At 68.2% G+C, this 23,620-nt stretch carries 24 protein-coding genes; 12 read left to right on the plus strand and 12 right to left on the minus strand.

Going from position 1 to position 23,620, the window contains the following annotated elements; translation table 11 throughout:
• Positions 1 to 25 precede the first annotated feature (25 nt).
• Complete coding sequence (locus ACGFIF_RS10735) at positions 26 to 688, plus strand: DUF6766 family protein (protein WP_393153834.1); 663 nt, start codon at positions 26 to 28, stop codon at positions 686 to 688.
• A 110-nt stretch (positions 689 to 798) separates the two neighbouring features.
• Positions 799 to 1,452, plus strand: a complete 654-nt coding sequence (locus tag ACGFIF_RS10740) for a hypothetical protein (RefSeq protein ID WP_393153836.1) — start codon at positions 799 to 801, stop codon at positions 1,450 to 1,452.
• On the opposite strand, the gene ACGFIF_RS10745 is transcribed toward ACGFIF_RS10740, so the two are convergent.
• Positions 1,433 to 2,101: a type 1 glutamine amidotransferase domain-containing protein gene (locus ACGFIF_RS10745; RefSeq protein ID WP_393153838.1), complete on the minus strand. Its 669-nt coding sequence runs from the start codon at positions 2,099 to 2,101 to the stop codon at positions 1,433 to 1,435. The two genes, ACGFIF_RS10740 and ACGFIF_RS10745, sit on opposite strands and share 20 nt — an antisense overlap.
• A 73-nt stretch (positions 2,102 to 2,174) precedes the next feature.
• Between ACGFIF_RS10745 and ACGFIF_RS10750 the strand changes: the two genes are divergently transcribed.
• On the plus strand, positions 2,175 to 3,050 hold the full coding sequence (locus tag ACGFIF_RS10750; RefSeq protein WP_393153840.1) for a LysR family transcriptional regulator: 876 nt from the start codon (positions 2,175 to 2,177) through the stop codon (positions 3,048 to 3,050).
• Here ACGFIF_RS10750 and ACGFIF_RS10755 read toward each other — a convergent pair whose 3' ends face one another.
• The 3 genes from ACGFIF_RS10755 to ACGFIF_RS10765 all read right to left on the minus strand — a co-directional run bounded on the left by ACGFIF_RS10755 (position 3,051) and on the right by ACGFIF_RS10765 (position 5,200).
• Positions 3,051 to 3,968 (minus strand): Ku protein, encoded by a 918-nt coding sequence (locus tag ACGFIF_RS10755; RefSeq protein WP_393153842.1) that lies wholly within the window; start codon positions 3,966 to 3,968, stop codon positions 3,051 to 3,053.
• 38 nt (positions 3,969 to 4,006) lie between these two features.
• On the minus strand, positions 4,007 to 4,873 hold the full coding sequence (locus ACGFIF_RS10760) for a hypothetical protein (RefSeq protein ID WP_393153844.1): 867 nt from the start codon (positions 4,871 to 4,873) through the stop codon (positions 4,007 to 4,009).
• A gap of 87 nt (positions 4,874 to 4,960) precedes the next feature.
• Positions 4,961 to 5,200 carry a CsbD family protein gene (locus ACGFIF_RS10765; protein ID WP_393153846.1) on the minus strand — a complete coding sequence of 80 codons (240 nt, stop codon included), beginning with the start codon at positions 5,198 to 5,200 and terminating at the stop codon, positions 4,961 to 4,963.
• Positions 5,201 to 5,221: 21 nt separating this feature from the next.
• On the opposite strand from ACGFIF_RS10765, the gene ACGFIF_RS10770 reads away from it, so the two are divergent.
• The 3 genes from ACGFIF_RS10770 to ACGFIF_RS10780 are packed head-to-tail and all read left to right on the plus strand — an operon-like array spanning position 5,222 to position 8,958.
• Positions 5,222 to 6,229, plus strand: coding sequence for a DNA topoisomerase IB (locus ACGFIF_RS10770; RefSeq protein ID WP_393153848.1), 1,008 nt, complete (start codon positions 5,222 to 5,224; stop codon positions 6,227 to 6,229).
• A 37-nt stretch (positions 6,230 to 6,266) separates the two neighbouring features.
• Positions 6,267 to 6,590, plus strand: a complete 324-nt coding sequence (locus tag ACGFIF_RS10775; protein WP_393153850.1) for a plasmid stabilization protein — start codon at positions 6,267 to 6,269, stop codon at positions 6,588 to 6,590.
• Position 6,591: 1 nt separating this feature from the next.
• Positions 6,592 to 8,958, plus strand: coding sequence for a phosphoketolase (locus ACGFIF_RS10780; RefSeq protein ID WP_393153852.1), 2,367 nt, complete (start codon positions 6,592 to 6,594; stop codon positions 8,956 to 8,958).
• A 2-nt stretch (positions 8,959 to 8,960) separates the two neighbouring features.
• Here ACGFIF_RS10780 and ACGFIF_RS10785 read toward each other — a convergent pair whose 3' ends face one another.
• Positions 8,961 to 9,755 carry a sigma-70 family RNA polymerase sigma factor gene (locus ACGFIF_RS10785; RefSeq protein WP_393153854.1) on the minus strand — a complete coding sequence of 265 codons (795 nt, stop codon included), beginning with the start codon at positions 9,753 to 9,755 and terminating at the stop codon, positions 8,961 to 8,963.
• A 134-nt stretch (positions 9,756 to 9,889) separates the two neighbouring features.
• Here ACGFIF_RS10785 and ACGFIF_RS10790 point away from each other — a divergent pair, with 134 nt between their 5' ends.
• Positions 9,890 to 10,507: a UdgX family uracil-DNA binding protein gene (locus ACGFIF_RS10790; protein WP_393153856.1), complete on the plus strand. Its 618-nt coding sequence runs from the start codon at positions 9,890 to 9,892 to the stop codon at positions 10,505 to 10,507.
• A 16-nt stretch (positions 10,508 to 10,523) separates the two neighbouring features.
• On the opposite strand, the gene ACGFIF_RS10795 is transcribed toward ACGFIF_RS10790, so the two are convergent.
• Genes ACGFIF_RS10795 through ACGFIF_RS10805 form a run of 3 tightly spaced genes read right to left on the minus strand, consistent with a single transcriptional unit; the run spans position 10,524 to position 13,681 of the window.
• On the minus strand, positions 10,524 to 11,483 hold the full coding sequence (locus ACGFIF_RS10795) for a TIGR03557 family F420-dependent LLM class oxidoreductase (RefSeq protein WP_393153858.1): 960 nt from the start codon (positions 11,481 to 11,483) through the stop codon (positions 10,524 to 10,526).
• Between the two features lie 56 nt (positions 11,484 to 11,539).
• Positions 11,540 to 12,835 carry a winged helix-turn-helix domain-containing protein gene (locus tag ACGFIF_RS10800; protein ID WP_393153860.1) on the minus strand — a complete coding sequence of 432 codons (1,296 nt, stop codon included), beginning with the start codon at positions 12,833 to 12,835 and terminating at the stop codon, positions 11,540 to 11,542.
• Between the two features lie 9 nt (positions 12,836 to 12,844).
• On the minus strand, positions 12,845 to 13,681 hold the full coding sequence (locus ACGFIF_RS10805) for a DMT family transporter (RefSeq protein WP_393153862.1): 837 nt from the start codon (positions 13,679 to 13,681) through the stop codon (positions 12,845 to 12,847).
• Positions 13,682 to 13,745: 64 nt separating this feature from the next.
• Here ACGFIF_RS10805 and ACGFIF_RS10810 point away from each other — a divergent pair, with 64 nt between their 5' ends.
• Positions 13,746 to 15,167 carry a PLP-dependent aminotransferase family protein gene (locus ACGFIF_RS10810; protein ID WP_393153864.1) on the plus strand — a complete coding sequence of 474 codons (1,422 nt, stop codon included), beginning with the start codon at positions 13,746 to 13,748 and terminating at the stop codon, positions 15,165 to 15,167.
• Between the two features lie 63 nt (positions 15,168 to 15,230).
• Here the strand turns inward: ACGFIF_RS10810 and ACGFIF_RS10815 are convergent, their stop codons facing one another.
• A complete protein-coding gene (locus ACGFIF_RS10815; RefSeq protein WP_165949278.1) occupies positions 15,231 to 15,374 on the minus strand; it encodes a GPGG-motif small membrane protein in 144 nt (47 codons plus the stop codon).
• Between the two features lie 148 nt (positions 15,375 to 15,522).
• Here ACGFIF_RS10815 and ACGFIF_RS10820 point away from each other — a divergent pair, with 148 nt between their 5' ends.
• Both ACGFIF_RS10820 and ACGFIF_RS10825 read left to right on the plus strand, forming a co-directional pair.
• A complete protein-coding gene (locus ACGFIF_RS10820) occupies positions 15,523 to 16,266 on the plus strand; it encodes an NIPSNAP family protein (protein WP_393153866.1) in 744 nt (247 codons plus the stop codon).
• Positions 16,267 to 16,412: 146 nt separating this feature from the next.
• A complete protein-coding gene (locus ACGFIF_RS10825) occupies positions 16,413 to 17,378 on the plus strand; it encodes a serine protein kinase RIO (protein WP_393153868.1) in 966 nt (321 codons plus the stop codon).
• Here the strand turns inward: ACGFIF_RS10825 and ACGFIF_RS10830 are convergent.
• Positions 17,362 to 18,525 (minus strand): prolyl oligopeptidase family serine peptidase, encoded by a 1,164-nt coding sequence (locus ACGFIF_RS10830; protein ID WP_393153870.1) that lies wholly within the window; start codon positions 18,523 to 18,525, stop codon positions 17,362 to 17,364. The two genes, ACGFIF_RS10825 and ACGFIF_RS10830, sit on opposite strands and share 17 nt — an antisense overlap.
• Before the next feature lie 92 nt (positions 18,526 to 18,617).
• Positions 18,618 to 20,273 carry an FAD-binding dehydrogenase gene (locus ACGFIF_RS10835; RefSeq protein WP_393153872.1) on the minus strand — a complete coding sequence of 552 codons (1,656 nt, stop codon included), beginning with the start codon at positions 20,271 to 20,273 and terminating at the stop codon, positions 18,618 to 18,620.
• 68 nt (positions 20,274 to 20,341) lie between these two features.
• Between ACGFIF_RS10835 and ACGFIF_RS10840 the strand changes: the two genes are divergently transcribed.
• Together ACGFIF_RS10840 and ACGFIF_RS10845 are read left to right on the plus strand one after the other, a co-directional pair.
• Positions 20,342 to 22,213: a DUF5107 domain-containing protein gene (locus ACGFIF_RS10840; RefSeq protein WP_393153874.1), complete on the plus strand. Its 1,872-nt coding sequence runs from the start codon at positions 20,342 to 20,344 to the stop codon at positions 22,211 to 22,213.
• A 134-nt stretch (positions 22,214 to 22,347) separates the two neighbouring features.
• Positions 22,348 to 22,758 (plus strand): DUF3592 domain-containing protein, encoded by a 411-nt coding sequence (locus tag ACGFIF_RS10845; RefSeq protein WP_393153876.1) that lies wholly within the window; start codon positions 22,348 to 22,350, stop codon positions 22,756 to 22,758.
• Between the two features lie 138 nt (positions 22,759 to 22,896).
• Here the strand turns inward: ACGFIF_RS10845 and ACGFIF_RS10850 are convergent, their stop codons facing one another.
• Positions 22,897 to 23,514: a TetR/AcrR family transcriptional regulator gene (locus tag ACGFIF_RS10850; protein WP_393153878.1), complete on the minus strand. Its 618-nt coding sequence runs from the start codon at positions 23,512 to 23,514 to the stop codon at positions 22,897 to 22,899.
• Positions 23,515 to 23,620: the final 106 nt, after the last annotated feature.

Consider the following 23,620-nt stretch of genomic DNA (forward strand, 5'->3'; position numbering starts at 1 on the left):
ATTGAGGTCCGGGTACCGGTGAGACATGCGATGGATTCGACTGCGGGCGCTGCTCACAGCCAACCTCGTGCTGTTCGTCCTGTTCCTGGTGGGACTGCTGCTCACCGGGCACGCGCACGAGAACACTGAGCTGGCCGATCACGGGCAGCCGCCGCAGAGCCTGGGGCAGTACGTCGTGTCGTCCTCCTTCGGTGAGGCGGTTTTCGAGAACTGGGAGTCCGAGTTCCTGCAGATGGGCATGTACGTGCTGCTCACGGCGTACCTGGTGCAAAAAGGATCGGCGGAGTCCCGGCGGCTCGACGAGGAGGCCCCGCAGGACGAGGACCCGCGCAAGCACCGGTCCGACCGGGACGCGCCCTGGCCGGTCCGGCAGGGGTCCGCGGTGGTGCTGAAGTTGTACGAGAACTCGCTCGCGATCGCCTTCGGGGTGGTGTTCCTGCTGTCGTTCTGGCTGCACGCCGTCACGGGTGCGGCGGCGTACAGCGAGGAGCAACAGTTGCACGGGGCCGAGGCCGTGAGCACCTGGGAGTACCTGCAGACCTCGCAGTTCTGGTACGAGTCGTTCCAGAACTGGCAGAGCGAGTTCCTCGCGGTCGCCGCGATCGTCGGCGGTTCCATCTACCTGCGTCAGCGCCGATCGGCCCAGTCGAAGCCCGTCCACGCCCCACATTCGGAGACCGGCGCCTGATTGGGCGCACTCCTGGGTGGGAACGGTCGGAAGGGGCCGTTCGTTCTGGGGGTAGGTGTGGTGTGGTCTGTGGGGCGGGTACACGTGAGGTGTGTCGTGGGTGAGTTCCGGTGAGGCGGCCGTCCCCGCTGATGCGTCGGATGGCCATCGCGGGTGCTCTCGGCGTCGGCACGACCGGTGTGCTCGCCGGGGTGTTGCTGCTGGGTCCGCTCGCGGCGTCGATCCTGCTGGCCGTCGTGTTCGCGCTGGTCTGGCCGCTGGCCGCGGTGATCCGGCACGTTGCGGACGATGCGCCGTACCAGTCCGCTGTGGTCGTCGCGGGGGCCGCGGCCGCTGGTGTGCTGTGCCTGCCGGGGCTCGTGCGTCTGCTGGCCTGGGGTGCGGTCGGGCTGGCGGTGGCGATGCTCGTCGCCGGGCTGTTCATCCTGATCGAGCTGGTGACGCCGGAGCGCCGCCCGCGCCCGTCGCGTAGTCAGCGGAAGCTCGAGCGGCTGAAGCAGGCGGAGCTGCAGGAGGACGAGCAGCTCATCGCCTCGCTCCAGTGCCCGCTCAGCATCGAGGAGCTCTGCGGCGTCTGGACCGAGACCGCCACCACGCTCGCCCAGGGCGCGGGCCCGCGCGACCGGCAGGCAGTGGCCGAGGTACGCCGGATCTGCCTCGACGAGTTCGAGCGTCGCAACCCCACCGGCTTCCACCGCTGGCTCGACGCCGGCGCCCCCGCCAACCCGAGCAGATACCTACTGTCTACGCCGCCTGGCGAGTGAGTTCGCGGACGACGGTCTGGGCGGTCGGCTCGGCAGACTGCGGGTTCTGGCCGGTGATCAGGCGGCCGTCGGCGATCGTCTGCGGGGTGAAGTCGGCAGCCGGGTGGTGGATCGCTCCGCGGGCGGTGAGCGCGTCGGCCAGCAGGAAGGGCACGACCTCGGTCAGCCCGACCGCCTCCTCCTCGGCGTTGGTGAAGCCGGCCACGTTCTTACCGTCGACCAGGTAGGAACCGTCGGACAGCTTGAGGTTCACCAGCGCGGACGGTCCGTGGCAGACGGCCGCGACTACACCGCCGCGTTCGTAGATCCCGGCCGCGAGTGCGGCCAGCGCCTCGTCCTGCGGGAAGTCCCACATCGTGCCGTGACCACCGGCGAAGAAGATCGCGTCGTATGACGATGGGTCGAGCTCGGCCGCGGTCGGGGTGTGCTCGAGATCCACCGCGGCGAGGAACTTCTGCTGGATCGGGTCGTCGTCGTTCAGCCCGTCGACCGGCGGCCGCCCGCCGGCGACCGAGACCAGCCCGACCTCGAACCCGGCGGCGGTGAACACCGCCCACGGCTCGGCCGCCTCGGAGACGTAGAACCCGGTGGCGCGCCCGGTGTCGCCGAGCTCGGAGTGACTGGTGAGAGCAATCAGTACGCGTGTCATGCCACCCATGATGCGTCGGCCGATTCATCGGAGGCCAATAGGCAAACAGACAGTGAGGCATAGAATTTCCGATATGAGCACTTCTCTCGACCTGCTCAGGACGTTCCTGGCGGTGCACCGGGCCGGCTCGATCACCGCGGGCGCGGAGGTCGTCGGCGTGTCTCAGCCGACCGTGACCGCACAGCTCAAGACGCTCGAGACAGCGCTGGGACGACCGCTCTTCGAACGCCGGGCGCGCGGGGTCCGCCCGACCACCGCGGGCGACGAACTCGCCCGCCGAATCGCCGAACCGATCGACTCGCTCCAAGGGCTGCTGCGGGATGAACTCGACGCACCGGTCGCGGCGACGGTTCACCTCGGCGGGCCGGCCGACTTCCTCTGTCACCAGGTCCTGCCCGCGCTGGCCGGCCGGTTCGCGGACGGGCTGCAGGTGCGTACGGCGTTCGGCCTGCCGGACGATCTGCTCGACCGCTTGCTCAACCGCAGTCTCGACGTGGTGATCAGTTCGGTCCGCCCGCGACGGCCCGGCCTGCGGGTGACGCCCTTCTACGACGAGGTGTTCGCGCTGGTCGCGGCACCCCGGTGGTCCACCGGTACGGCGGTCGCGTCGCCGGAGCCGCTGCGGAAGGTCCCGTTGGTCGCGTACGCCGAGGAGGCCCCGATCGTCCGCCGCTACTGGCGCAGCGTGTTCGGTACCCGGCTGACCCGGACGGCGGATCTCGTCGTCCCCGACCTGCGCGGCGTGCTCGCCGGCGTACGCGCGGGGGCGGGGATGAGCGTGCTGCCGGCCTACCTGTGCGACGAGGCGCTCGCGACGGGCGAACTGGTGTTGTTGTCGGAGCCGGAGTTGCCGCCGTTGAACACGCTGTACGTCGCGATCCGCTCGGACTCGGGTCCACGGAGCGCGGCCGCCGTCGTACGGGACGAGCTGATCAGCCAACGCCCCTGATCAGGCGGCCTTCTTCCGGGTGGACGTCTTCTTGGCAGCGGCCTTCTTCGCCGTCTTCTTGGCGGTGGTCTTCTTCGCGGTGGTCTTCCTTGCCGCGCTCTTCCTGGTGGCGGTCTTCTTGGTGGTTCCCGACGTGCGGCGGTTGCGGGCTGCTTCGACGCTGGCACGCAGCGCGGAGACCAGGTCGGTCGGAGTCGTTGCCTCGGGCTCCTCCTCGGTGAAGACGACCTCCTTGCCCTTGCGCTTGGTCTCGACCAGCTTCTTCACCCGTTCGGTGTAGGAGTCCTTGTAGTCGCTGGGCTTCCACTCACCGCTCATCGCCTCGATCAGGTCGGCCGCCATCGACAGTTGCTTGCCGGCACTCGACTTGGCCGGCAGGTCGTCCAACTCCTTGGCCGGGTCGCGGATCTCGTCGGCGAAGTACATCGTCTCCAGCACCAGAACCTTGTCCTGGGCCCGGATGGTGGCCAGGTACTCCTTGCCGCGCATCACGAACTTGGCGATCCCGGCCCGGTTGGTCTTCTTCAGCGCGTCCCGCATCAGTGCGTACGACGACGCGTTGTCGCCGTCCTTCGGGCCCAGGTAGTAGCTCTTCTGGTAGTAGATCGGGTCGATCTCGTCCAGGTCGACGAAGGTGGAGATCTCCAGCGACCGGGACTTGCCCGGGGCGATGTTGTCCAGCTCGTCGGGCTCGATGATGACGTACTCACCGCCGCCGATGTCGTGACCCTTGACGATCTTGTCGTAGTCGACCTCGCGGCCGGTGCGTTCGTTCACCCGCTTGTACCGGATCCGGTCCGACGTCCCCTTCTGGAACTGGTGGAAGTCGACCTCGTGCTCCTCGGTCGCGCTGTACAGCCCGACCGGCACCGAGACCAGCCCGAAGTTGATGTACCCGCTCCAGATCGACCGCGCCATGGCCGGCTCCTCTCCACGTGGTCTGGCCGGTACCCAGGTCAGAGGCGGTTGTACCGCTTCCGTGCCTCCCGGCTCTCCTTCTGCGCATCCCGGGCGGCCCGGCGCGCGTCGTCCAGTTCCGCGCCCAGGCGTCGTACCAGCTCCTGGGCGTCGGCGAGGGCCTCGCGGGCCTCGTCGAGCTGGTTGTCGAGATCCTCGACCGTCGCCTCGGCCGACTGCGCCGCCGAGACAGCGTCCTCGAACGCCTTCTTGGCCTTGGTCTTCGCCGCGGCCTCGCGTTCTTCCTGCTCCCGCTCGGCCTTCTCCCGCTTGCTGCGGGCGGCCGCCGACTCTTCCTCCTCCGCCGCGGTCTCCACCTTGCGGCGCTCGCGAGCCTTCTGCCGGCGCTCGTCGGTCAGCGGCGTGACGTTGGTGGGCTCGCCACTCTCGTCGACCACGCCGAAGCCGACGTGCCGCAGGGCGCTGCTCAGGCGGCCTTCGCGTACGGCGTCGCCCGCGGCCGGATCCACCAAGGCCGCGTCGAGGGTCTCGCGCAGCTTCTGGCCGACATCGGCGCTGACCTTCTGGCCCTGCTGCTCGGACAGTTTGGTGGCGGCCTTGGCCACCTGGTCGAGCAACTTGTGCCGCTTCGGGGTCAGGTCACGCAGCCGCTCGCCGTCCAGGTCCGCGGTCGCCTCGCGGAACTCGTCCCCGAGCGCCAGCAGGTCGTCCAGCTCGTCCGGCAGCTCGCGCGCGACCAGGTTGGCGACCCAGGCGGCGACGGTCGGCTTGCGCATCGCCTTCAGCCGGGTCGATCCCAGCTGGTCGCCGTCCGCCTTCAGCTGTTTCGCCAGCTCGTTGCGGGTAGCAATGAAGTCCGCGGCCGACGCCGCATACAGCGCATCGGCCGCCTCTTCGAAGTCCACCCCACCGACGCTACCGGAACTCGCCCGCACACAGAACCACCCCAGCGCGCGGGGGATCTACGCTGGGGTGGCCGACCAGTGCTCTGGCTACTTCTTGAACGCGTCCTTCGCCTTCTCGCCGGCCTGCTTCAGGGCGGCCACGGACTGCTCGGTCTCGCCCTCGGCCTGCAGATCGCGATTGTCGGTCGCGTCGCCGGTCTTCTCCTTCATCTTGCCCTTGGCTTCCTCGGCGGCGTTCTTGATCTTGTCTCCGATACCCATCGGTTTCTCCTTCGCGGGCCGGTTGTCCTCGCGTTCCGGGTGCCCGTCGGTCCGGGGTGCATGCATGCGGGGCGGGTATCGGTCGATATGCGGTTACGACGCAGTGATCCGGACCGGCCCGGCCTGACCAGGCGGGGACACGGGCGCGGATTCGCCTATCTCGATGCCGACGGCAAGCGGGTCACCGACCAGGACACGCTGCAGCGGATCCGGTCGCTGGCCATCCCGCCGGCCTGGAAGGACGTCTGGATCTGCCCGTTCCCGAACGGTCATCTGCAGGCGACCGGCACCGACGACGCCGGCCGCCGGCAGTACCTGTACCACGACGACTGGCGCACCACCCAGGATGCCGACAAACACGATCGGGTCCGCCGACTCGCCCACAAACTCCCCGAGTTCCGCGAAGCGGTGGACCGCGACCTGTGCCGGAAGGGACTCGGCCGCGATCGGGTGCTCGCGGTGGCGCTTCGGATGCTCGACTACGGCGTCTTCCGGACCGGTAACTCGGAGTACGCCGAGGAACACGGCAGCCGGGGTGCGGCGACCCTGCTGCGTGAGGATGTGCGTGTCCGCAAAGGCAAGCTGGTGTTCGAGTTCGTCGCCAAGGGTGGGATCGACCGCGTGATCGAGCTGGACGACAACCGCCTGGTCGACGCGGTCTCCTCCCTCAAACGTGCCCGCCATGACGAGCCGCAGTTGCTGGTCTACCGGGATCACGACGGGTACCACGAGATCGACGCGACCATGATCAACGAGCGCTTCCAGGAGCTGGTCGGCGACGGCTTCACCGTGAAGGATCTCCGCACCTGGACCGCCACCGTCCACGCCGCGGTGGACCTGGCTCAGGCGGACCCGCCGACCACCAAGAAAGCGCTCAACAGCGCGGTGAAGGACATGCTCGCCGAGGTCGCCGATCACCTCGGCAACACCCCGGCGGTGGCCCGGTCGTCGTACGTCGATCCACGCGTCGTCACGCAGTACGAGGAAGGACGCACGATCGCTCGGGCGGTCAGCCGCCACGGTGACGATCTGAACGACGAGGACACCCGGGCAGCCTTGGAACGGTCGGTCGCGAGGTTGCTTACGGACGGGTGAATTGGGTACCGGGCGCGGGGTGTGAAAGGAGCAGACAATGCCTGCAGGATCGAGCCCGAAGCGTGAGCGGCAGTACGAGCACATCAAGGCCGGGCTGAAGAAGCGTGGCCGCAGCGAGGACACCGCGGAAGAGATCGCGGCCCGCACGGTCAACAAGGAGCGCGCCCGCTCCGGCGAGGCGAAGACCAAGAGTCGCAGCTCCACCCACGACATCTCGTCCGGCCGTCGCGGCGGCCTCCGCTCGCACAGCGGCTCCCAGGGCCGGACCAAGGACCAGCTCTACAACGAGGCCAAGCAGAAGAACATCAAGGGGCGCTCGAAGATGACCAAGGCCCAACTCGCCAAGGCAGTCGGCCGATAACGTGCAGCAGCTCGACGCGACCCCGTTGACCGACGAGGAGTTGCAAGGCCTCGACGCCTACTGGCGGGCCGCCAACTACTTGTCCGTGGGCCAGATCTACCTGCTCGCGAACCCCTTGCTGAAGGAGCCGTTGCGAGCCGAGCACATCAAGCCCCGCTTGCTCGGACACTGGGGTACGACGCCGGGACTCAACCTGATCTACGCACACTTGAATCGGGTGATCCGGCAACGGCAACGTCAGCTCATGTACGTGATCGGGCCCGGCCACGGCGGTCCGTCGATCGTGGCCAACACCTGGCTCGAGGGGAGCTGGACGGCGGCGTACCCGAACACCACGCAGGACGAGCTGGGGATGAGCCGGCTGTTCAAGCAGTTCTCGTTCCCCGGCGGCGTCCCCAGTCACGTGGCGGCGGACGTGCCCGGATCGATCAACGAGGGCGGCGAGCTGGGCTATTCGCTGAGTCACGCGTACGGCGCCGCGGCCGACAACCCGGATCTCGTCGTCGCGTGTGTCATCGGCGACGGTGAGGCGGAGACCGGGCCGCTCGCGGCGTCCTGGCACTCGAACAAGTTCCTCGATCCGGTCCGCGACGGCGCGGTGCTGCCGATCCTGCATCTCAACGGCTACAAGATCGCCAACCCGGCGCTGCTGGCCCGGATCGGCGACGAGGAGCTGACCGCGTTGCTGCAGGGGTACGGACACGAGCCGTATCTGGTCGAGGGTTCGGACCCGGCGACCGTGCACCAGGCGCTCGCCGCGACACTGGACCTCTGCATGGACCGGATCGACGAAATCCAGCTTGAAGCGCGATCGGCTTCCGAGCGGCCGCCGCGCGCTGCCTGGCCGATGATCGTGCTGAAGACGCCGAAGGGCTGGACAGGGCCCCACACGGTCGATGACCAGCCGGTGGAGGACACCTGGCGATCGCATCAGGTGCCGTTGTCCGGCGTACGGAAGAACGAGGACCACCTGCGGCAGTTGGAGTCCTGGCTGCGCAGCTACCGGCCGGAAGAGTTGTTCGACGAAGCGGGGCGGCCGGTCGAGCGGCTGCTGGACCTCGCGCCCGGGCCGGAGTTGCGGATGGGGTCGAGTCCGCACGCCAACGGCGGGTCGCGTGACTTGGAGCTCCCGCCGGCCGAGGAGTACGCCGTACCGGTGAAGCGACCCGGTGCGGAGGACGGCGAGCCGACGAAGGTGTTCGCGGCGTACCTGCGGGACGCCTTCAGGCTGAATGCCGACCACAACAATCTCCGGTTGTTCGGTCCCGACGAGACCGAGTCGAACCGGTTGAACGCGGTGTACGAGGTGACCGGCAAGGCCTGGCAGGCGGAACGGCGGGCCACCGACGAGCATCTCGCGCCGGACGGCCGGGTGCTGGAGATCCTGAGTGAACACACCTGCCAGGGGTGGTTGGAGGGGTACCTACTCACCGGCAGGCACGGGCTGTTCTCGTCGTACGAGGCGTTCGTGCACATCGTCGACTCGATGGTGAACCAGCACGCGAAGTGGCTGAAGACGATCAACCGGCTCGAGTGGCGGCAGCCGATCCCGTCGCTGAACTATCTGCTCACCTCGCATGTCTGGCGGCAGGATCACAACGGGTTCTCCCATCAGGACCCCGGTTTCATCGACCATGTGATGAACAAGAAGGCAGAGGTGGTCCGGGTCTACCTGCCGCCGGACGCGAACACCCTGTTGTCGACGATGGACCACTGCCTGCGGACCCGGAACTACATCAACGTCGTTGTCGCCGGCAAGCAACCGCAACCGAGCTGGCTGGACTGGGAATCGGCCGCCTTGCACTGTGCCCGCGGCATCGGCGTCTGGGACTTCGCCAGCAACGACGACGGTGATCCGGATGTGGTGATGGCGTGTGCGGGCGACGTACCGACGCTGGAGACGCTGGCCGCGGTCGACCTGCTCCGCGAACGCCTGCCCGGGTTGAAGATCCGGGTGGTCAATGTGGTCGACCTGATGCGGCTGCAGGGCTCCACCGAGCATCCGCACGGGTTGACGGACGCGGAGTTCGACGCGTTGTTCACGACGGACAAGCCGGTGATCTTCGCGTATCACGGGTATCCGTGGCTGATCCACCGCCTGACGTACCGGCGGAACGGCCACGACAACCTGCACGTCCGCGGTTTCATCGAGGAGGGTACGACGACCACGCCCTTCGACATGGTGGTGTTGAACAAACTGGATCGCTACCACCTGGCGATGGACGTGATCGACCGGGTGCCGTCACTGGGCACGCGAGCGGTGACGACCCGGCAGTACCTCGCCGATCAACGGGCCCGGCATCGCGCCCATGTCATCGAGTACGGCGAGGATCTGCCGGAGGTCCGTGAGTGGCGATGGACCTCCTGAAGCTACTTGGGTGAGCCCTGTCCCGCGAGCTGGGTGCGGAGGCGGTCGAGGATGCCGCGGAGCAGGCGGGAGACCTGCATCTGGCTGACGCCGAGCTCGTTGCCGATCTCCTCCTGCGTCAGGCCGTTGCGGAAGCGCAGCTCGAGGATGCGCTTGTCCCGGTCACCCAGTGCGGCAACGGCCGGCGTCAGGGTGTGGACGTTCTCGACCAGCTCGTAGCCGTCCTCGGCGTCGGCGACCGTCTCGAGCAGGCTGGAGCCGCCCTCGACCGAACCGGGCGCGTCCAACGACAGCGTCGTGAAGCAGCCGCGCACCGATGCGGCCTCGACTACCTCTTCGGTGTCGGTGCCGAGCGCCGCGGCCGTCTCCTGGTCGGTGGGGACGTGACCGAGGCGCTGAGTAAGCTCGGGCTCGGCGGCGGCGATGGAGCCCTGCATCTCCTGGACCCGGCGCGGCGGACGGACGGTCCAGGCGCAGTCGCGGAAGTAGCGCTTCAGCTCGCCTCTGATCGTCGGTACGGCGTACGACAGGAAGGCCGTGGAGGTGTCGAGGCGGTAGCCGTTGACGGCCTTGACCAGACCGAGGTAGGCGACCTGCTCGAGGTCGTCGGGGTCCACCCCCTTGCTGCGGTAGCGCGAGGCGATCGATCGGGCCACCGGCGCGTTCAGGATGACGACCTCGTCGAGGAGTTCCTGGTGGCGCGGGTCGGGGGTGCCGTCGGCCTGGATCAGCAGGTCGTGGGTGGTGTCGGCGATGCGCTGCTTGGAATCGGCAGTACTGACAGGTGCGATCGTCACGGTGAGAAACCTCGTCGTGTGTCGTCCTGTGGCGTGGCGTCAAGGCTGAACCACTTACCTCCACCAGATCAAACTCGGCGGCCGGTTGCAACCCCCGGGGTGTTACAGGTGTTTGAACTGGGCACCGGCGGACCGTGAGCAATTTCACCGGCGCGTCGCAATGGGTGCCGCACGACGGCGGTCTGAAGAAGCTCCTCGCGGCGCTGCCCGAGTGCCGCGGTTGCGACCTCTACGAGGACGCCGACCGCGTCGTACCGGGGGAAGGTCCGGCGCGGGCGCGGATGATGCTGATCGGTGAACAACCAGGGGACGTGGAGGACAAGGAAGGGCATGTCTTCGTCGGTCCGGCCGGACGCCTGCTGGACAAGGCGTTGGCGGAGGCGGGGATCGAGCGCTCGGACGTGTTCCTGACCAACGCGGTCAAACACTTCCGGTTCGAACGGCAGGGCAAGCGCCGGATCCACAAGACGCCGGCGGCCGGTCACATCGCTGCGTGTCATCCCTGGCTGGATCGCGAACTGGAGGTCGTGAAACCTGCCCTGGTGGTGGTCCTCGGTGCTGTTGCCGCCCGGGCGGTGTTCGGAACCGGGTTCAAGGTCACGGAACAACGCGGTCTGCCCCAGGAACTGCCGGACGGCCGGGCCGCGATCGCGACGGTCCACCCGTCGGCTGTGGTCCGCTCCCGGGAGTACCGCCGCGACTTCACCCTCTTTGTAGACGACCTCCGCGCCGCACTCGCCCTCCTGAAGTGAACGCGGAGGCCGAGTCTCAGAGCCGGCGCAGCTCGGGGATCACCTCGGCGCGGTAGAGGTTCAGCATGTCGACCGAGTGTGGACCCATGTTCGCCACGTAGATCTCGTCGAAGCCGGCGTCGATGTACGGCCTGAACGCGTCCACATGGGCGTCCGCCTTCGACCCGGCGGTGACCGACTGCGCGGTCGCCTCCTTGGTCACCAGTGAACTGGCCTGTTCGAAGTGCCGCGGCGACGGCAACACCTGTGCCAGCTCACCGGGCAGACCCGCGTTGCGCCAGATCCGGTGCGCCTGCTCGATACCCTCTTCCTCGGTCGGCGCGTAGCTGACCTTGAATCCGCCCTGTGCCGGCTTGTCGCCACCACCGTTCTTCCGGAATCGCTGAAGCAGTTCGGCATCCGGCGACGTGGTGATGTATCCGTCCGCGATCCGCGCCGCGACATCCGTCGCCTCCGGCCCGAACCCGGACATGTAGATCGGCAGCGGCGTGTCCGGCCGCGTGTAGATCCGGGCGGTGTCGACCGTGTAGTGCTTGCCGTGGTGGGTGACGAACCCGTCCTCGGTCCACAGCCGCCGCATGATCTCGACCGCTTCCTCGACCATCTCCAGCCGTACGTCGACCGTCGGCCACGGGCCGCCGAGGATGTGCTCGTTGAGCGCCTCCCCGGTGCCGATACCGAGCGTGAACCGCCCGTTCAGCAGGACCGCGCTGGTCGCGGCGGCCTGGGCGATGATCGCCGGATGGATCCGCACGGTCGGGCAGGTGACCGCGGTGGTCACGGGCAGTTCGCAGACCTGGGAGATCGCCCCGATGGTGGACCAGACGAACGGGCTCTCACCCTGCTCGTCGTTCCAGGGGTGGAAGTGGTCGCTGATCCAGAGACTGTCGAATCCCGCCTCCTCGGCCAACCGCGCCTGCTCGATCAGCTGGGCCGGCGAGTATTCCTCACTGGACAGGAAGTATCCGATCTTCATGTCGTCTCCCGATCACGTTGACTGCACTGCCCGCCCGGTGCCCCAGACAACCAGCCCTATGCACCGGACAGGGCTTTACCGAGATCGCTGTCCGCGGTCACCTGGACGCGGTCGAGCTGCAGCCAGCGGGCCATCAGCCCGAGCTCGGCCGCCAGCGGTTCGACGATGCCGGACTCGGGTACGCCGGGTTCGGCGGTGACGGTCGGGACGACCAGCGCGGAGTTCTTCCGATCGGCCTTGAGATCGACCCGGGCGACGAGCCGGTCGCCCAGCAGGAACGGCAACACGTAGTAGCCGTGCACACGCTGTGCTGCCGGCGTGTAGATGCTGATCCGGTAGAAGAAGTCGAACAGGCGATGGGTTCGGTCCCGGTTCCAGATCAGTGTGTCGAACGGTGACAGCAGGGCCCGGGCCTGGATCGGCCGTTCCTCCGCCTCCGACCACAGGTAGCTCTGCTGCGGTACGCCGTCGACGCGAACCGGGACCAGCTCGCCGGCCTCCACCAGCTCACCGATCACCCGCCTGGCGGTTGCCGTGGGCAACGGAAAGTGACCGGTTCCGGCGCCGCAGAGCTCGCGTGCGGTGGCGACTCCGAGGGCGCGGGCCGAGATCCTGACCAGCTCCCGCCTGGCCTCGTCGGCGCTCGGCTCGGGCTGCGACAAGAGCTTGGGTGGGAGCACCCGGTCGGTGAGGTCGTAGAGGCGCTCGAAGTTCCGCCGGCCCGCGATCGTCACCTGGCCAGAGCAGTACAGGTACTCGATCGCGATCTTGGCGTCCTGCCAGTTCCACATTTTGCCTGTGGTCGGATCCGGGTCCGGATCGGTCCGCCTGCGCCGTACGCCGTCCGGACTCGCCTCGCCGGCCGTGACCGGTCCGCGCTTGGTGACCAGGGCGATGACGTCGTCGACGTACCCGGGTCGTTCGGTGGTCAGACGGCGCATACCGGTGACGACCGACCACGGCGCTGTGAGGTCGGGGTCCAGCTCCGGCGAGCCCCAGTCCTGCTCGGCGGCCGCCCGCATTCGCCAGCGGAACAAGGGGTAACTGCTCACTGGGATCAGGCTCGCCTTGTGTCCCCAGAAGAACTCGAACAGGTCCCGGTTCGCACCACCCCAGCACATCCGGTCCAGCGTCGTACGTGCGTACGGCCCGAGCCGGGCGAACAACGGCAGATAGTGCGAACGGCACACCACGTTGACCGAGTCGACCTGCAGCACGCCGATCCGCTCGATCACCTTCCGGAGGTGGCGGGCGTTGACCCGACCCGACGGCCTCGGATCCGCGAATCCTTGGGCAGTCAGCGCGATTCGGCGCGCCACGTCGATCGGGACTACCTCGCCGGTCGCAGCCATGGACCGAAACTACCGCGCCCGTTGTGTCACCACGATGCAGAGCAGTACGACGACGGCCGTGATCGGAGCGGCGATCGGAAGGTGTTCGCCCATCAGCAGAACGGACCAGACGAGCGTGAGCAACGGCTGTGCCAGTTGGAGTTGGCTGGCTCTGGCCACCCCGATGATGCCCATGCCGCGGTACCAGACGACGAAGCCGCCGAGCTGCGAGATCCCCGCGATATAGGCGAGGCCGACGAGGCTCAGCGGGGTCAGATCGACAGCCTCATGAGGTACGGCGACCAGCGTGATCGCGAGGCTGACGGGAAGGGCGAGCACCACCGCCCAGGCGATCACGTGCCAACCGGGCAGATGTCCGGCGAGCCGGCCGCCTTCGGCGTACCCGAGCGCGCAGACGATCAGCGCCGCGACCAGATAGAGGTCGGCGATCGAGACGGCGCCGTGGTGCCGGGTGAGGGTGAACACGACCACGGCCGCGGCGCCGATGACGGCGGCGCCCCAGAACTTCCAGGACAGCGTGCGCCGGGTCAGCAGTGCTGCCACGGTGGCCGTTGCTATCGGCAAGAGGCCGGTCACGACCGCGGTGTGCGCGGTCGTCGAGGTCTGCAAGGCCAAAGCTTGCAACAGCGGGAAGCCGACCACGCAGCCGCCGGCGACGATCAGCAGACCGGAGAGATCCTCGCGACGAGGTCGGGGGACCCGCAGGCCGGCCAGGAGTGCGATCGCGAGCAACCCGGCCAGCAGGCCGCGGACGCCGGTCGCCGTCCACGGACCCATGCCTCGGGTGGCCCAGACGGTGGCCGGGGCGCTCAGCGAGAAGGACGCCACCCCCAGCAGCGCCGCCACCGTGCCCGCTCGGGCAGTCGGTATCGCTTCTCGGTCAGCAGCGATAGCGCTATTCTGTCCTGTCATGAATGACGATAGCAGTTTGGCTGTTGTCGTCGGGCGACTGCGGGCTGAGGCCACCACCCGCGGTCCCGGCGGCCGGTTGCCCGCGAGCCGGCTGCTGGTGAAGAGGTGGGGGATCAGCCCGGTCACCCTCTCGCGTGCCGTGACCGTGCTGACGGCCGAAGGTGTCGTCGTCTCACGGCCGGGCGCGGGTGTGTTCGTCAGCGATCGAGTGCCGCGTCGGTCTCTCGCTGCGGCTGACCTTTCCTGGCAGCAGCGCACTCTGATCGGTGAGCGGCCGAAGACCACCGCGATGATGCGGATGCTCGCGACGCCGGTGGACGAGGTCATCGACCTCTCGACCGGCTACCTGCACGAGTCGCTGCAGCCGAGCAAGGCGTTGGCCGACGCGATGGGACGGGCGGGACGACGGCCGGGGACCTGGACGCGTGCGCCGGCCGAGGGGCTTCCCGAACTGCGGGCCTGGTTCGCCGCCGACATCGGCGGTCGTGACGGGCCGCTCGGGGCGAACGATGTGCTGATCACCTCGGGTGGGCAGACCGCGCTGGTCTCGGCGCTCAGGGCATTGGTCGACCCCGGTCAAGCTGTGCTGGTCGAATCACCGACGTACCCGGGAACGCTTGCCGCCGCAGCTGCTGCCGGGCTGCGCTGTGTTCCCGTTCCGGTCGACGCGGACGGCGTACGGGTGGAGTTGCTCGAGGAGGCGTTCGCGAGTTCCGGTGCGCGCGTCCTGGTGTGTCAACCGCTGTTCCAGAACCCGACCGGCGCCGTCCTCGCGCCCGGTCGACGAGCGCAGTTGATGGACGCTGTACGGCGTGCCGATGCCTTCGTGATCGAGGACGACTTCACCCGTCGGCTGGTGCATGACGATGCGTCCGATCTGCCGCAGCCGTTGGCGGCCGACGATCCGGATGGCCACGTCGTACACATCCGGTCGCTGACGAAGCCCACGTCGCCGAGTCTCAGGATCGCGGCGCTGACCGCGCGTGGTGCTGCGTTCGAGCGGCTCCGCGACACTCACGTCATCAACAGCTTCTTCGTGCCCAGGCCGATGCAGGAGACCGCGCTCGAATTGATGACGTCGCCTTCCTACGCGACGCATCTGCGCCGGCTGGCCACCGCGCTGCGGGATCGACGCGAGACGACGATGCGGAGTCTGGCGGAGCGATGTCCGCACCTGACGGTTCGTGCGGCGCGGCCTGGCGGCTACCACGTCTGGGCTTCGCTGCCGGACGCCGTACGCGACGACGACGCTGTGGCCGAGGGCTTGCGTCACGCGGTCTCGGTCAGTCCCGGCAGTGCCTTCTACCTACCAGGCGGACCGAACCGGCATCTTCGGCTCAGCTATGTGGCGGCCGCGTCACCCGACGAGATCGTGCGGGCTGTCGAACGGCTCGACCAGGCGTTGCGGCGGCTGCTCTGATCACACGGGCGTCGCCCCGCGCCGGAGCGGCGCGGGGCGACGACGTGCGGGTTGAACGACAGGTCAGGTGAAGATGCTGACGCCACCAGGACCGACCAGCAGGCCGATCACGATCAGAGCGGCGCCCCACAGCAGCTGACCGCGGACGAGCGAGACGATCCCGGCAATAACGAGGATCGCAGCGATGATCCACAGGATGAGACCCATGGTCCTTCCAATCTCTCAAGGCCGGGCGTTGCACCCGACGGCTGAACTCCCCGTGCTGAACCTCCAGTGCCCATCACGCAAACCCTGATTCGCTGACAGGCACTGTCAGGTTTGGCTGCTTGACTGAGGGTGGCCGTGTGTCCGTGTCATGCCCGAGGAGGAACCGATGGACGAGTGCTGCGCCGTGGTCGATCTGCGCCAGTACACGCTGCACCCAGGACAGCGCGACACCCTGATCGACGTGTTCGACGAGTACCTCGTCGAGAGTCAGGAAGCGACCGGGATGCACCTCGTCGGCCAGTTCCGCGACCTCGACGACCCGGACCGGTTCGTCTGGATCCGCGGCTTCGCCGACCTGCCCTCGCGCGCCGACGCCTTGACCGCGTTCTACGGCGGCCCGGTCTGGCGTGAGCACTCCGCCACCGCGAACAAGACGATGATCGACTCCGACAACGCCCTGCTGCTCAAGCCGATCGAGCTCCGCGACGGCTACCCGCGGCTCGACTCTCCACGCGCTCCGATCGGTACGACGGACGTCCCCGGCTCGTTGATCGCCGGTGCGGTCTACCACCGCGGCGCGCCGGGCGACGGGTTCGTCGAGTTCTTCACCGATCACGTCGTACCGGCGCTGGTCGCGACCGGTGCGGAGCCGGTGGCGGTGTTCGAGACATTGGTTGCCGAGAACAACTTCCCGGCCCTGCCGCTGCGCGCCGAGGTCGTCCTCGTCTGGTTCGCCCGGTTCGACGACGAGGCGGCGTACGACAATCATCGGCGGCGGCTCGCGGCGTCGCCGGCCTGGCAGCAGAAGGTGCTGCCGGAGCTCGTCTGCCGCTCCATGAAGCCGGCGCAGGAGCTGCGGCTGCGGCCGACCGCGCGGTCGCAGTTTAAATAGCTTGCGCGGCCGGGAACGGGCGTGCATCCTGACATGACCTGTGCGGCGACGAAACGCTGCCTGACCTAAGGAGGGCTGACGGATGGCCATCACTGTGCTGCGGCATGTCCGCGTCAGTCTCACCTCAAGGTTCAGGAGCACACCGGATGTCTTCCGACGTCTTTCGTACCGAGCACGCCAACTTAGACAGACACAGTACTGAGCAACACCGTTCTGACAACTTCTCCGATCTCGACTCCCGCTGGGCCGAACTCACCGGCGACGAGTCCCAACCCAATCCGGCCGACGCCTTCGTCTTCCGCTTCCATGAAGTGGACGAGCAGCTCGGGCCGGATCAGCGGTGGTCCACCTGGCTGGACGTCGAGCGCGGTTCTCGCGGACCTGATCCCCGCCCGGACTGGGTGGTGACGGAACAGGCCGCGATCGACACCGAGCTCGGCGTCCTCAAAACCGGCAAGGAAGCCGACGTCTTCCTGGTCGAGCGGGCCGTCGAAGCCATCGGCGCCAACCCGGCCCGCTCCTCGCTGCTGGCCGCCAAGCGGTACCGCACCGAGGAACACCGGTCGTTCCACCGCAGTACGTCGTACGTCGAAGGGCGCCGGACCCGCAACAGCCGGGACACCCGCGCGATGGCGAAGAAGACCTCACACGGTCGCAACGTCGCCGCGGGACAGTGGGCCGGTGCCGAGTGGGGTGCGCTCTGCCAGCTGTGGAAGGCCGGCGTGCCCGTGCCGTACCCGGTGCAGGTGGACGGCACGGAGTTGCTGATGGAGTTCATCGACGACGGTGAGGGTGGAGCCGCGCCACGGCTCGCCCAGGTCCGGCCGTCGAAGGACTTGCTCGGTCAGTACTTCGAGCAGGTGCGGCACGGGATGCGTGAGTTGGCCAGGGCGGGGTTGGCCCACGGTGACCTGTCGCCGTACAACGTGCTGGCGCAGGGGGACCGGATCGTGATGATCGATCTCCCGCAGGTGGTCGACATCGTCGGCAACCCGAAGGGGATGGACTTCCTGCTCCGCGACTGTCACAACATGGCGACCTGGTTCACCAACCGCGGGCTGGAGATCGACGAACAGGAGCTGTTCGCCGATCTGCTCACGATGGTGTTCTGATCGCCTGCTGGAAGAGGGGTACCAGGGGGACCAGCCGGTCGGGGTAGGCGTCGACGAGTCCGTCGACGTGGTTGCCTGCCTCGACCCGCTGGTAGGTGTGCAGGCCGGTGCGGCGAGCCATCGCGGCATAGACGTCCGAGTCCTGCGTGATCGGCAGCAGGCTGTCGTACGTCCCGTGGATGGTCACCAACGGCCTGAGGATCTTCCCGGTCAACGCGATCCGCTGCACGGCCTTGTGTGCTTGCGGTCGTTCGGCGTAGTTGTAGTCCGCTTCGGTGCCCGTGTACGTCGGGTCGAGTTCGGCGGCGTAGATGCGCTGCGTCAGCTTCCAGTAGACCGTGTAGTGGTAGTTCCAGAGGAAGTCCGACCGCGGATCGAAGCCGGCCGCGGCGATCAGCGCGGGTGATTGTTGCTCATAGCCCTTGATCGCGGGCGGCAGGAACGTGAACAGGTTCGGCCCGTTCGCGGTCCACAACGTACCTTCGAGGTCGACGCCGCGGGTGTAGAGCTCGGGGTGATTCTCGAGCTGCCAGCGGACCAGGTAGCCGCCGTTCGAGATCCCGGCGGCAACCACCTCGCGCGCCGGTCGGCGATAGTGCTGGGCGACTGTCGCCCGGGCGGCACGTGCCAGCTGGGTGGTACGCAGGTTCCACTCCACGATCGCGTCACCCGGCTTCACGCCGTCGGTGTAGAAGGCGGCGCCGGTGTTCCCCTTGTCGGTCGCGGCATAGGCGTACCCGAGGGACAGCACGTAGTCCGAGATCGCTCTGTCATTCGCGTACTGCGCTCGCACACCAGGCGATCCGGAGACGACCAGGCCGCCGTTCCACTTCTTCGGCAGCCGGATGACGAACTGGGAGTCGTGGTTCCAGCCGTGGTTGGTGTTCGTGTGCGAGGTGTCCGGGAAGTACCCGTCGATCTGGACCCCGGGCACACCGGACTGCTGCGGCAACCCGGAATGCGTGAGGCCGGCGTAGTCGGCCGGATTGGTGTGACCGGACGCGACCGTTCCAGCGGTGGTCAGGTCGTCGAGGTGCGCGACCTGTTGATACTCGGCACCAGGAACCCGGACCTGTCGATGGGCGTTGGCCGGCACGGTCACACCGGTCAGCAGCAGGACGGCTGAGAACAAAGCGAGGCGGCGCATGGCGTCACGCTAGAAGCCGGTCGCGCCCTCCAGACAGAGGATCGCGGCACACATGCGCCGGTGCGTCAGTGTTCTCTTACGACACTGTTCTCTTACGACACTGCTTTGGCCGCCGCGCGTCCCGCCGTACGGCCGGTGAAGAGGCAACCGCCGACGAAGGTGCCCTCCAGGGAGCGGTATCCATGGATGCCACCACCGCCGAAGCCGGCCACTTCACCCGCCGCGTAGACACCGGGCAACGGCGTACCGTCGGTCCGCAGCACCCGCGAGTCCAGATCCGTCTGCAGGCCGCCGAGCGACTTGCGGGTCAGGATGTTCAGCCGGACGGCGATCAGCGGGCCGGCCTTGGGGTCGAGGATCCGATGCGGTGACGCGACCCGGATGAGCTTGTCGCCGCGGTAGTTCCGGGCACCGCGCAGCGCGGTGATCTGCAGGTCCTTGGTGAAGGTGTTGGCGAGCTCGCGGTCGCGGGCGACGATCTGGCGCTCCAGGTCGTCCAGGTTGATCAGGTTCTCACCGGTCAGGTCGTTCATGCCGCGGACCAGGTCGGGCAGGTTGCTCCGGACGATGAAGTCCGCGCCCTTCTCCATGAACGCGCGGACCGGGGCGGTCGCACCGCCGCGGGCCCGGCCGAGGACGCCCTTGATGTCCTTACCGGTCAGGTCCGGGTTCTGTTCCTGGCCGGAGAGGGCGAACTCCTTCTCGATGATCTTCTGGGTGAGCACGAACCAGGTGTAGTCGTACCCGGTCGTCATGATGTGCTCGAGCGTGCCCAGGGTGTCGAACCCGGGGAACAGCGGCACCGGCAGTCGCTTGCCGGTGGCATCGAACCAGAGCGACGACGGGCCGGGCAGGATCCGGATCCCGTGCATCGGCCAGATCGGGTCCCAGTTCTGGATGCCTTCGGTGTAGTGCCACATCCGGTCCCGGTTCACGTACCGGCCGCCGGCCTTCTCGGTGATCGCCAGCATCCGGCCGTCCACATGCGCCGGGACGCCGGAGATCATCCGCCGCGGCGGTTCGCCCATCCGCTTCGGCCACTGGGACCGGACCAGGTCATGGTTGCCGCCGATCCCGCCCGACGTCACGATCACCGCCTGCGCGGTCAGGCTGAAGTCGCCGACCTCGGTCCGGGAACTGGCCACCCCGCGCTCGACACCACTCGGCTCCAGCACCTTGCCGGCGACACCGTCGACGACCCCGCCGGTGACGGTCAGCTCGTCCACCCGATGCCGGAACCGGAACTCGACCAGACCCTTCGCGACCGCCTCCCGGACCCGGCGCTCGAACGGCGCGACCAGCCCGGGCCCGGTGCCCCAGGTGATGTGGAAGCGCGGCACCGAGTTCCCGTGACCGTCGGCAAGGTAGCCACCGCGCTCGGCCCAGCCGACCACCGGGAAGAACCGCACGCCCTGGGCATGCAGCCACGGACGCTTCTCGCCGGCCGCGAAATCGACGTACGCCTCGGCCCACTGCCGGGCCCACCTGTCCTCGTCGTCGAGCCGGTCGAACCCGGCCGAGCCGAGCCAGTCCTGCAGCGCCAGATCGCGCGAGTCCTTGATCCCCATCCGGCGTTGCTCGGGGGAGTCGACGAACATCAGTCCACCGAACGACCAGAACGCCTGCCCACCGAGCGAGGCCTCCGGTTCCTGGTCCAGCAGCAGTACTTTCCGGCCCGCGTCGGCCAGCTCCGCGGTCGCGGCCAGCCCGGCCAGTCCCGCCCCGACGACGATCACATCCGCGTCCATGGTGTCCATGTATAGCGGACAACCGACAGCGATGGACGCACTTGCGCAAAGTTGTAAGGATGGGACACGTGACGATCCTTTCCGCGCAAGACCTCGTCCTACCCGCCGCCTCGCTCGGGACCGAGAACCCACTCGCCCCGCTGCGCAGCCAGCAGGAGCTGCACCAGGTCCAGAACCTCGCCGAACTCCCCGCCGAGCTGCGTGAGAACATCCAGTACGGCCGGCTGCACAGCCCGCTGCCGTGTTTGAACCAGGACGGGTACGACCGTGACTTGGTCGACCGCACGTTCCCCGCCCTGGTGCTGGAGAACGACCACGTCCGCGCGACCGTGCTACCGGGTGTCGGCGGCCGTCTCTACTCACTCGTCGACAAGGAGAGCGGCGAGGAACTGCTCTACCGCAACCCCGTTTTCCAGCCCGCGAACCTTGCCCTGCGCAACGCCTGGTGGGCCGGCGGCGTCGAGTGGAACGTCGGCAGCACCGGCCACTGGACCGGCACCTGCGAGCCGCTCCACGCCGCCCGCGTCGAGGGCCCGGACGGTACGCCGGTACTGCGCCTCTGGGAGCTGGAGCGGACCAGGAATCTCGTCACCCAACTCGACTTCTGGCTCCCGGCCGACTCCGAGTTCCTGTACGTCGGGATCCGGCTGCAGAACCCGTCCGATGCCGAGGTCCCGGCGTACTGGTGGTCGAACATCGCGGTCGAACAGTCCGCGGAAACGCGCGTGCTGGTTCCGGCCGAGCAGGCCTGGCGATTCGGGTATGGCAAGCGGCTCGACCTGATCGACGTACCGCTCTATGACGGCACCGACCTCACGTATCCGATGCGGCACGGCCGGGCGGTCGACTTCTTCTTCGAACCACTCGCCGGTGAACGGCCGTGGATCGCCTCGGTCGACGCCGACGGTCACGGCCTGGTGCAGGCGTCGACCGAGCGGCTGCAGGGCCGGAAGCTGTTCGTCTGGGGTGAGGGTGCCGGCGGGCAGCGGTGGCAGGAGTGGTTGTCGCCGGGTCTGCAGGGTCATGGGTACGCCGAGATCCAGGCCGGGCTGGCGCGGACCCAGATGGAGCACCTGAAGTTGCCTGCAGCAACGAGCTGGCACTGGCTGGAGGCCTACGGCCGGCTGGCTGTCGATCCCGGTGTTGCGCACTCGGATTGGGAGGCCGCTCGGATCGGCACGTCCGAGGTACTGCGTCCGTTGCTCGACCAGCTGGGGGATCGTGAGCGGGACTGGCTGACCGTGGCCGATGCAGCGCCGGCCGAGCGACTCGCGGTCGGCTCGGGTTGGGGTGCGCTGGAGCTGGCCCGGACCGGCTGGACGGTCTCAACCGGTACGCCGTTCGCCGAGGACACCATGACGTCGCGGGAGCGCGCGTGGTTGCCGTTGCTCGACGGCCGGTTGCCGGCGTCGGACGCCGTACCGGATGGAACGCTGGTGAGCTGGAAGGAGCTGCTGGAGAAGGCCGAGGACAACTGGCTCGTCTGGTACCACCGGGGTGTCGCGCGGCACTACGCCGGTGACGTCGAAGGAGCGATCGACGCCTGGCTCCGAGTCGGCGACAACCCGTGGGCCTTGCGGAATCTCGGCTTCGTCACCGGCGAGCTGTCGTACTACGAGCGAGCGGTCGGGCTGTTGCCCGAGCTGGTCGAGTTGCTGGTCGAGGCCGTCGGTGTCGCCCTTGCCGTCGATGTGAATCGTGCCGGGCGTCTTCTTGACCAGGCTCCCGACGATCCCCGCATCCGGCTGCTCCGGATCCGGCACGCACTGCAGAGCGGCGACCCGCAAACCGCTCGCGACCTGCTGGCCGACGGCATCCAACTGCCTACTGTCCGCGAGGGAGCCAACCCGCTCGCCGATCTCTGGGTGGAGACCGAAGAGGCCCTCGGCACCAACCGTCCGGTTCCGCCGCAGTACCAGTTCGGAATGGGCAGTAGCTGACATTGCAAAAACTTTGTCAGGACGTGGGAACCGAGTACCTCCCGGTGGCGTCTCACAGTCGTGCGGCAAGGGCCGCGCAGGCAGTTTGACTACGACGACCGCGCCGCGCGGGCGGCGCGTCGGGGGTGAGTGCCATGTTGACGATCGTTGTACTCGGTGGGTTCGGCCTGGTGCTGCTGGTCACGGCATGCATCGTGGCGGACGTGATCGCCGGTCTCCGGCGGGACGAGAACCCCACCACCATCGAGGAGAAGACCGCGGGACAGGTGATCCGGGTCCGTGGCCCGGTCCGTGGTCAGCTGGAGGACGGAACCCCGGCCGAATACACCGAGGTCACCGTCGAGTACTGCACCCGCCGGGGTGAGGGACCGTTCGAGGTCTCCCGCCGGCTTCCGGTGGGCAGCAGGATTGCTTACACCAAGGGCGACCGGGTCATCGTCAGCTACGACGTCCGGACACCCCGCCGGGCCCGCATCGCCGGCCGGGTCAGCCACTGGCCGCAGCTGGGGCCGCGGTCCGCACCGGACCCGGTCCCACAGCCCTGACAGAAAGACTTTCGCCCACCACCTGACGGTGGTCCAGTCCCTCGCCTCGAGCGAGGGCTTTCCAGTTCCACCATCTGCTTGAGCCACCCCCGGCTCAAGCAGGTGAGTCGCCGGCCGCCCGCGGGCGGCCTTTGCGGTTCAGGACGGCAGGTGTGGTTCGAGCAGTCGGTGCAGGGTCGGGCGGCCTTGCGCCAGCACGTACTCCGCCTCCGCCGCGTCCAGCCGGTCGGCCAGGTGGGCCAGCGCCTCGCCCATGGTGATGCTCAAGGTGACCGCGAGCCGGAACTCGCGACTGTCCCGGGCGCCGAACCGGCCCGTGAGCAGCTCGGCGAACTCACCCGCGTGCTGGTCGTCGAACTCGCCCGGCTTCGTCTCCAGGTCCGGATCGCCCAGCCCGCTCAGCACCACGGCCCGAAAGCCTGGGTCGGTCCGGTGCATCTCCCGGAACGTGTCCAGCGTGACGTCCACCGCCTGCCGCCAGCTCGACACCGCCGCCAGCCGGTCCCGGACCGTGTCGGTGTAGCGCGCCTGGTTCCGGCGCTCGATCGCCTGGATCAGGCTCCGCTTGTCCGGGAAGTACCGGTACACGCTGCCGACCGCGATCTCCGCGCGTTTCGCGATCCCGCTCGTCGACGCGGCGTCGTACCCGCGCTCGACCACCTCCGCGCAGGCCGCGTCCAGGATCCGCTCGACCTGCCGGCTGGCCCGGTCCTGAGTCGGCGTCCGGCGCAGCGGATACGCCCCCGATGTCACCATGTCGCTCATTGTCCATGTTCTGGGGGGACAACGTTGCCACCTTCCTGTGACAGATTGCCGTCAGATCGGCGTCACTGCGCCGAGGAGACATTCTCGTGTCCGTCCA

The organism is Kribbella sp. NPDC049174, assembly GCF_043197365.1.
Taxonomy (GTDB): domain Bacteria; phylum Actinomycetota; class Actinomycetes; order Propionibacteriales; family Kribbellaceae; genus Kribbella.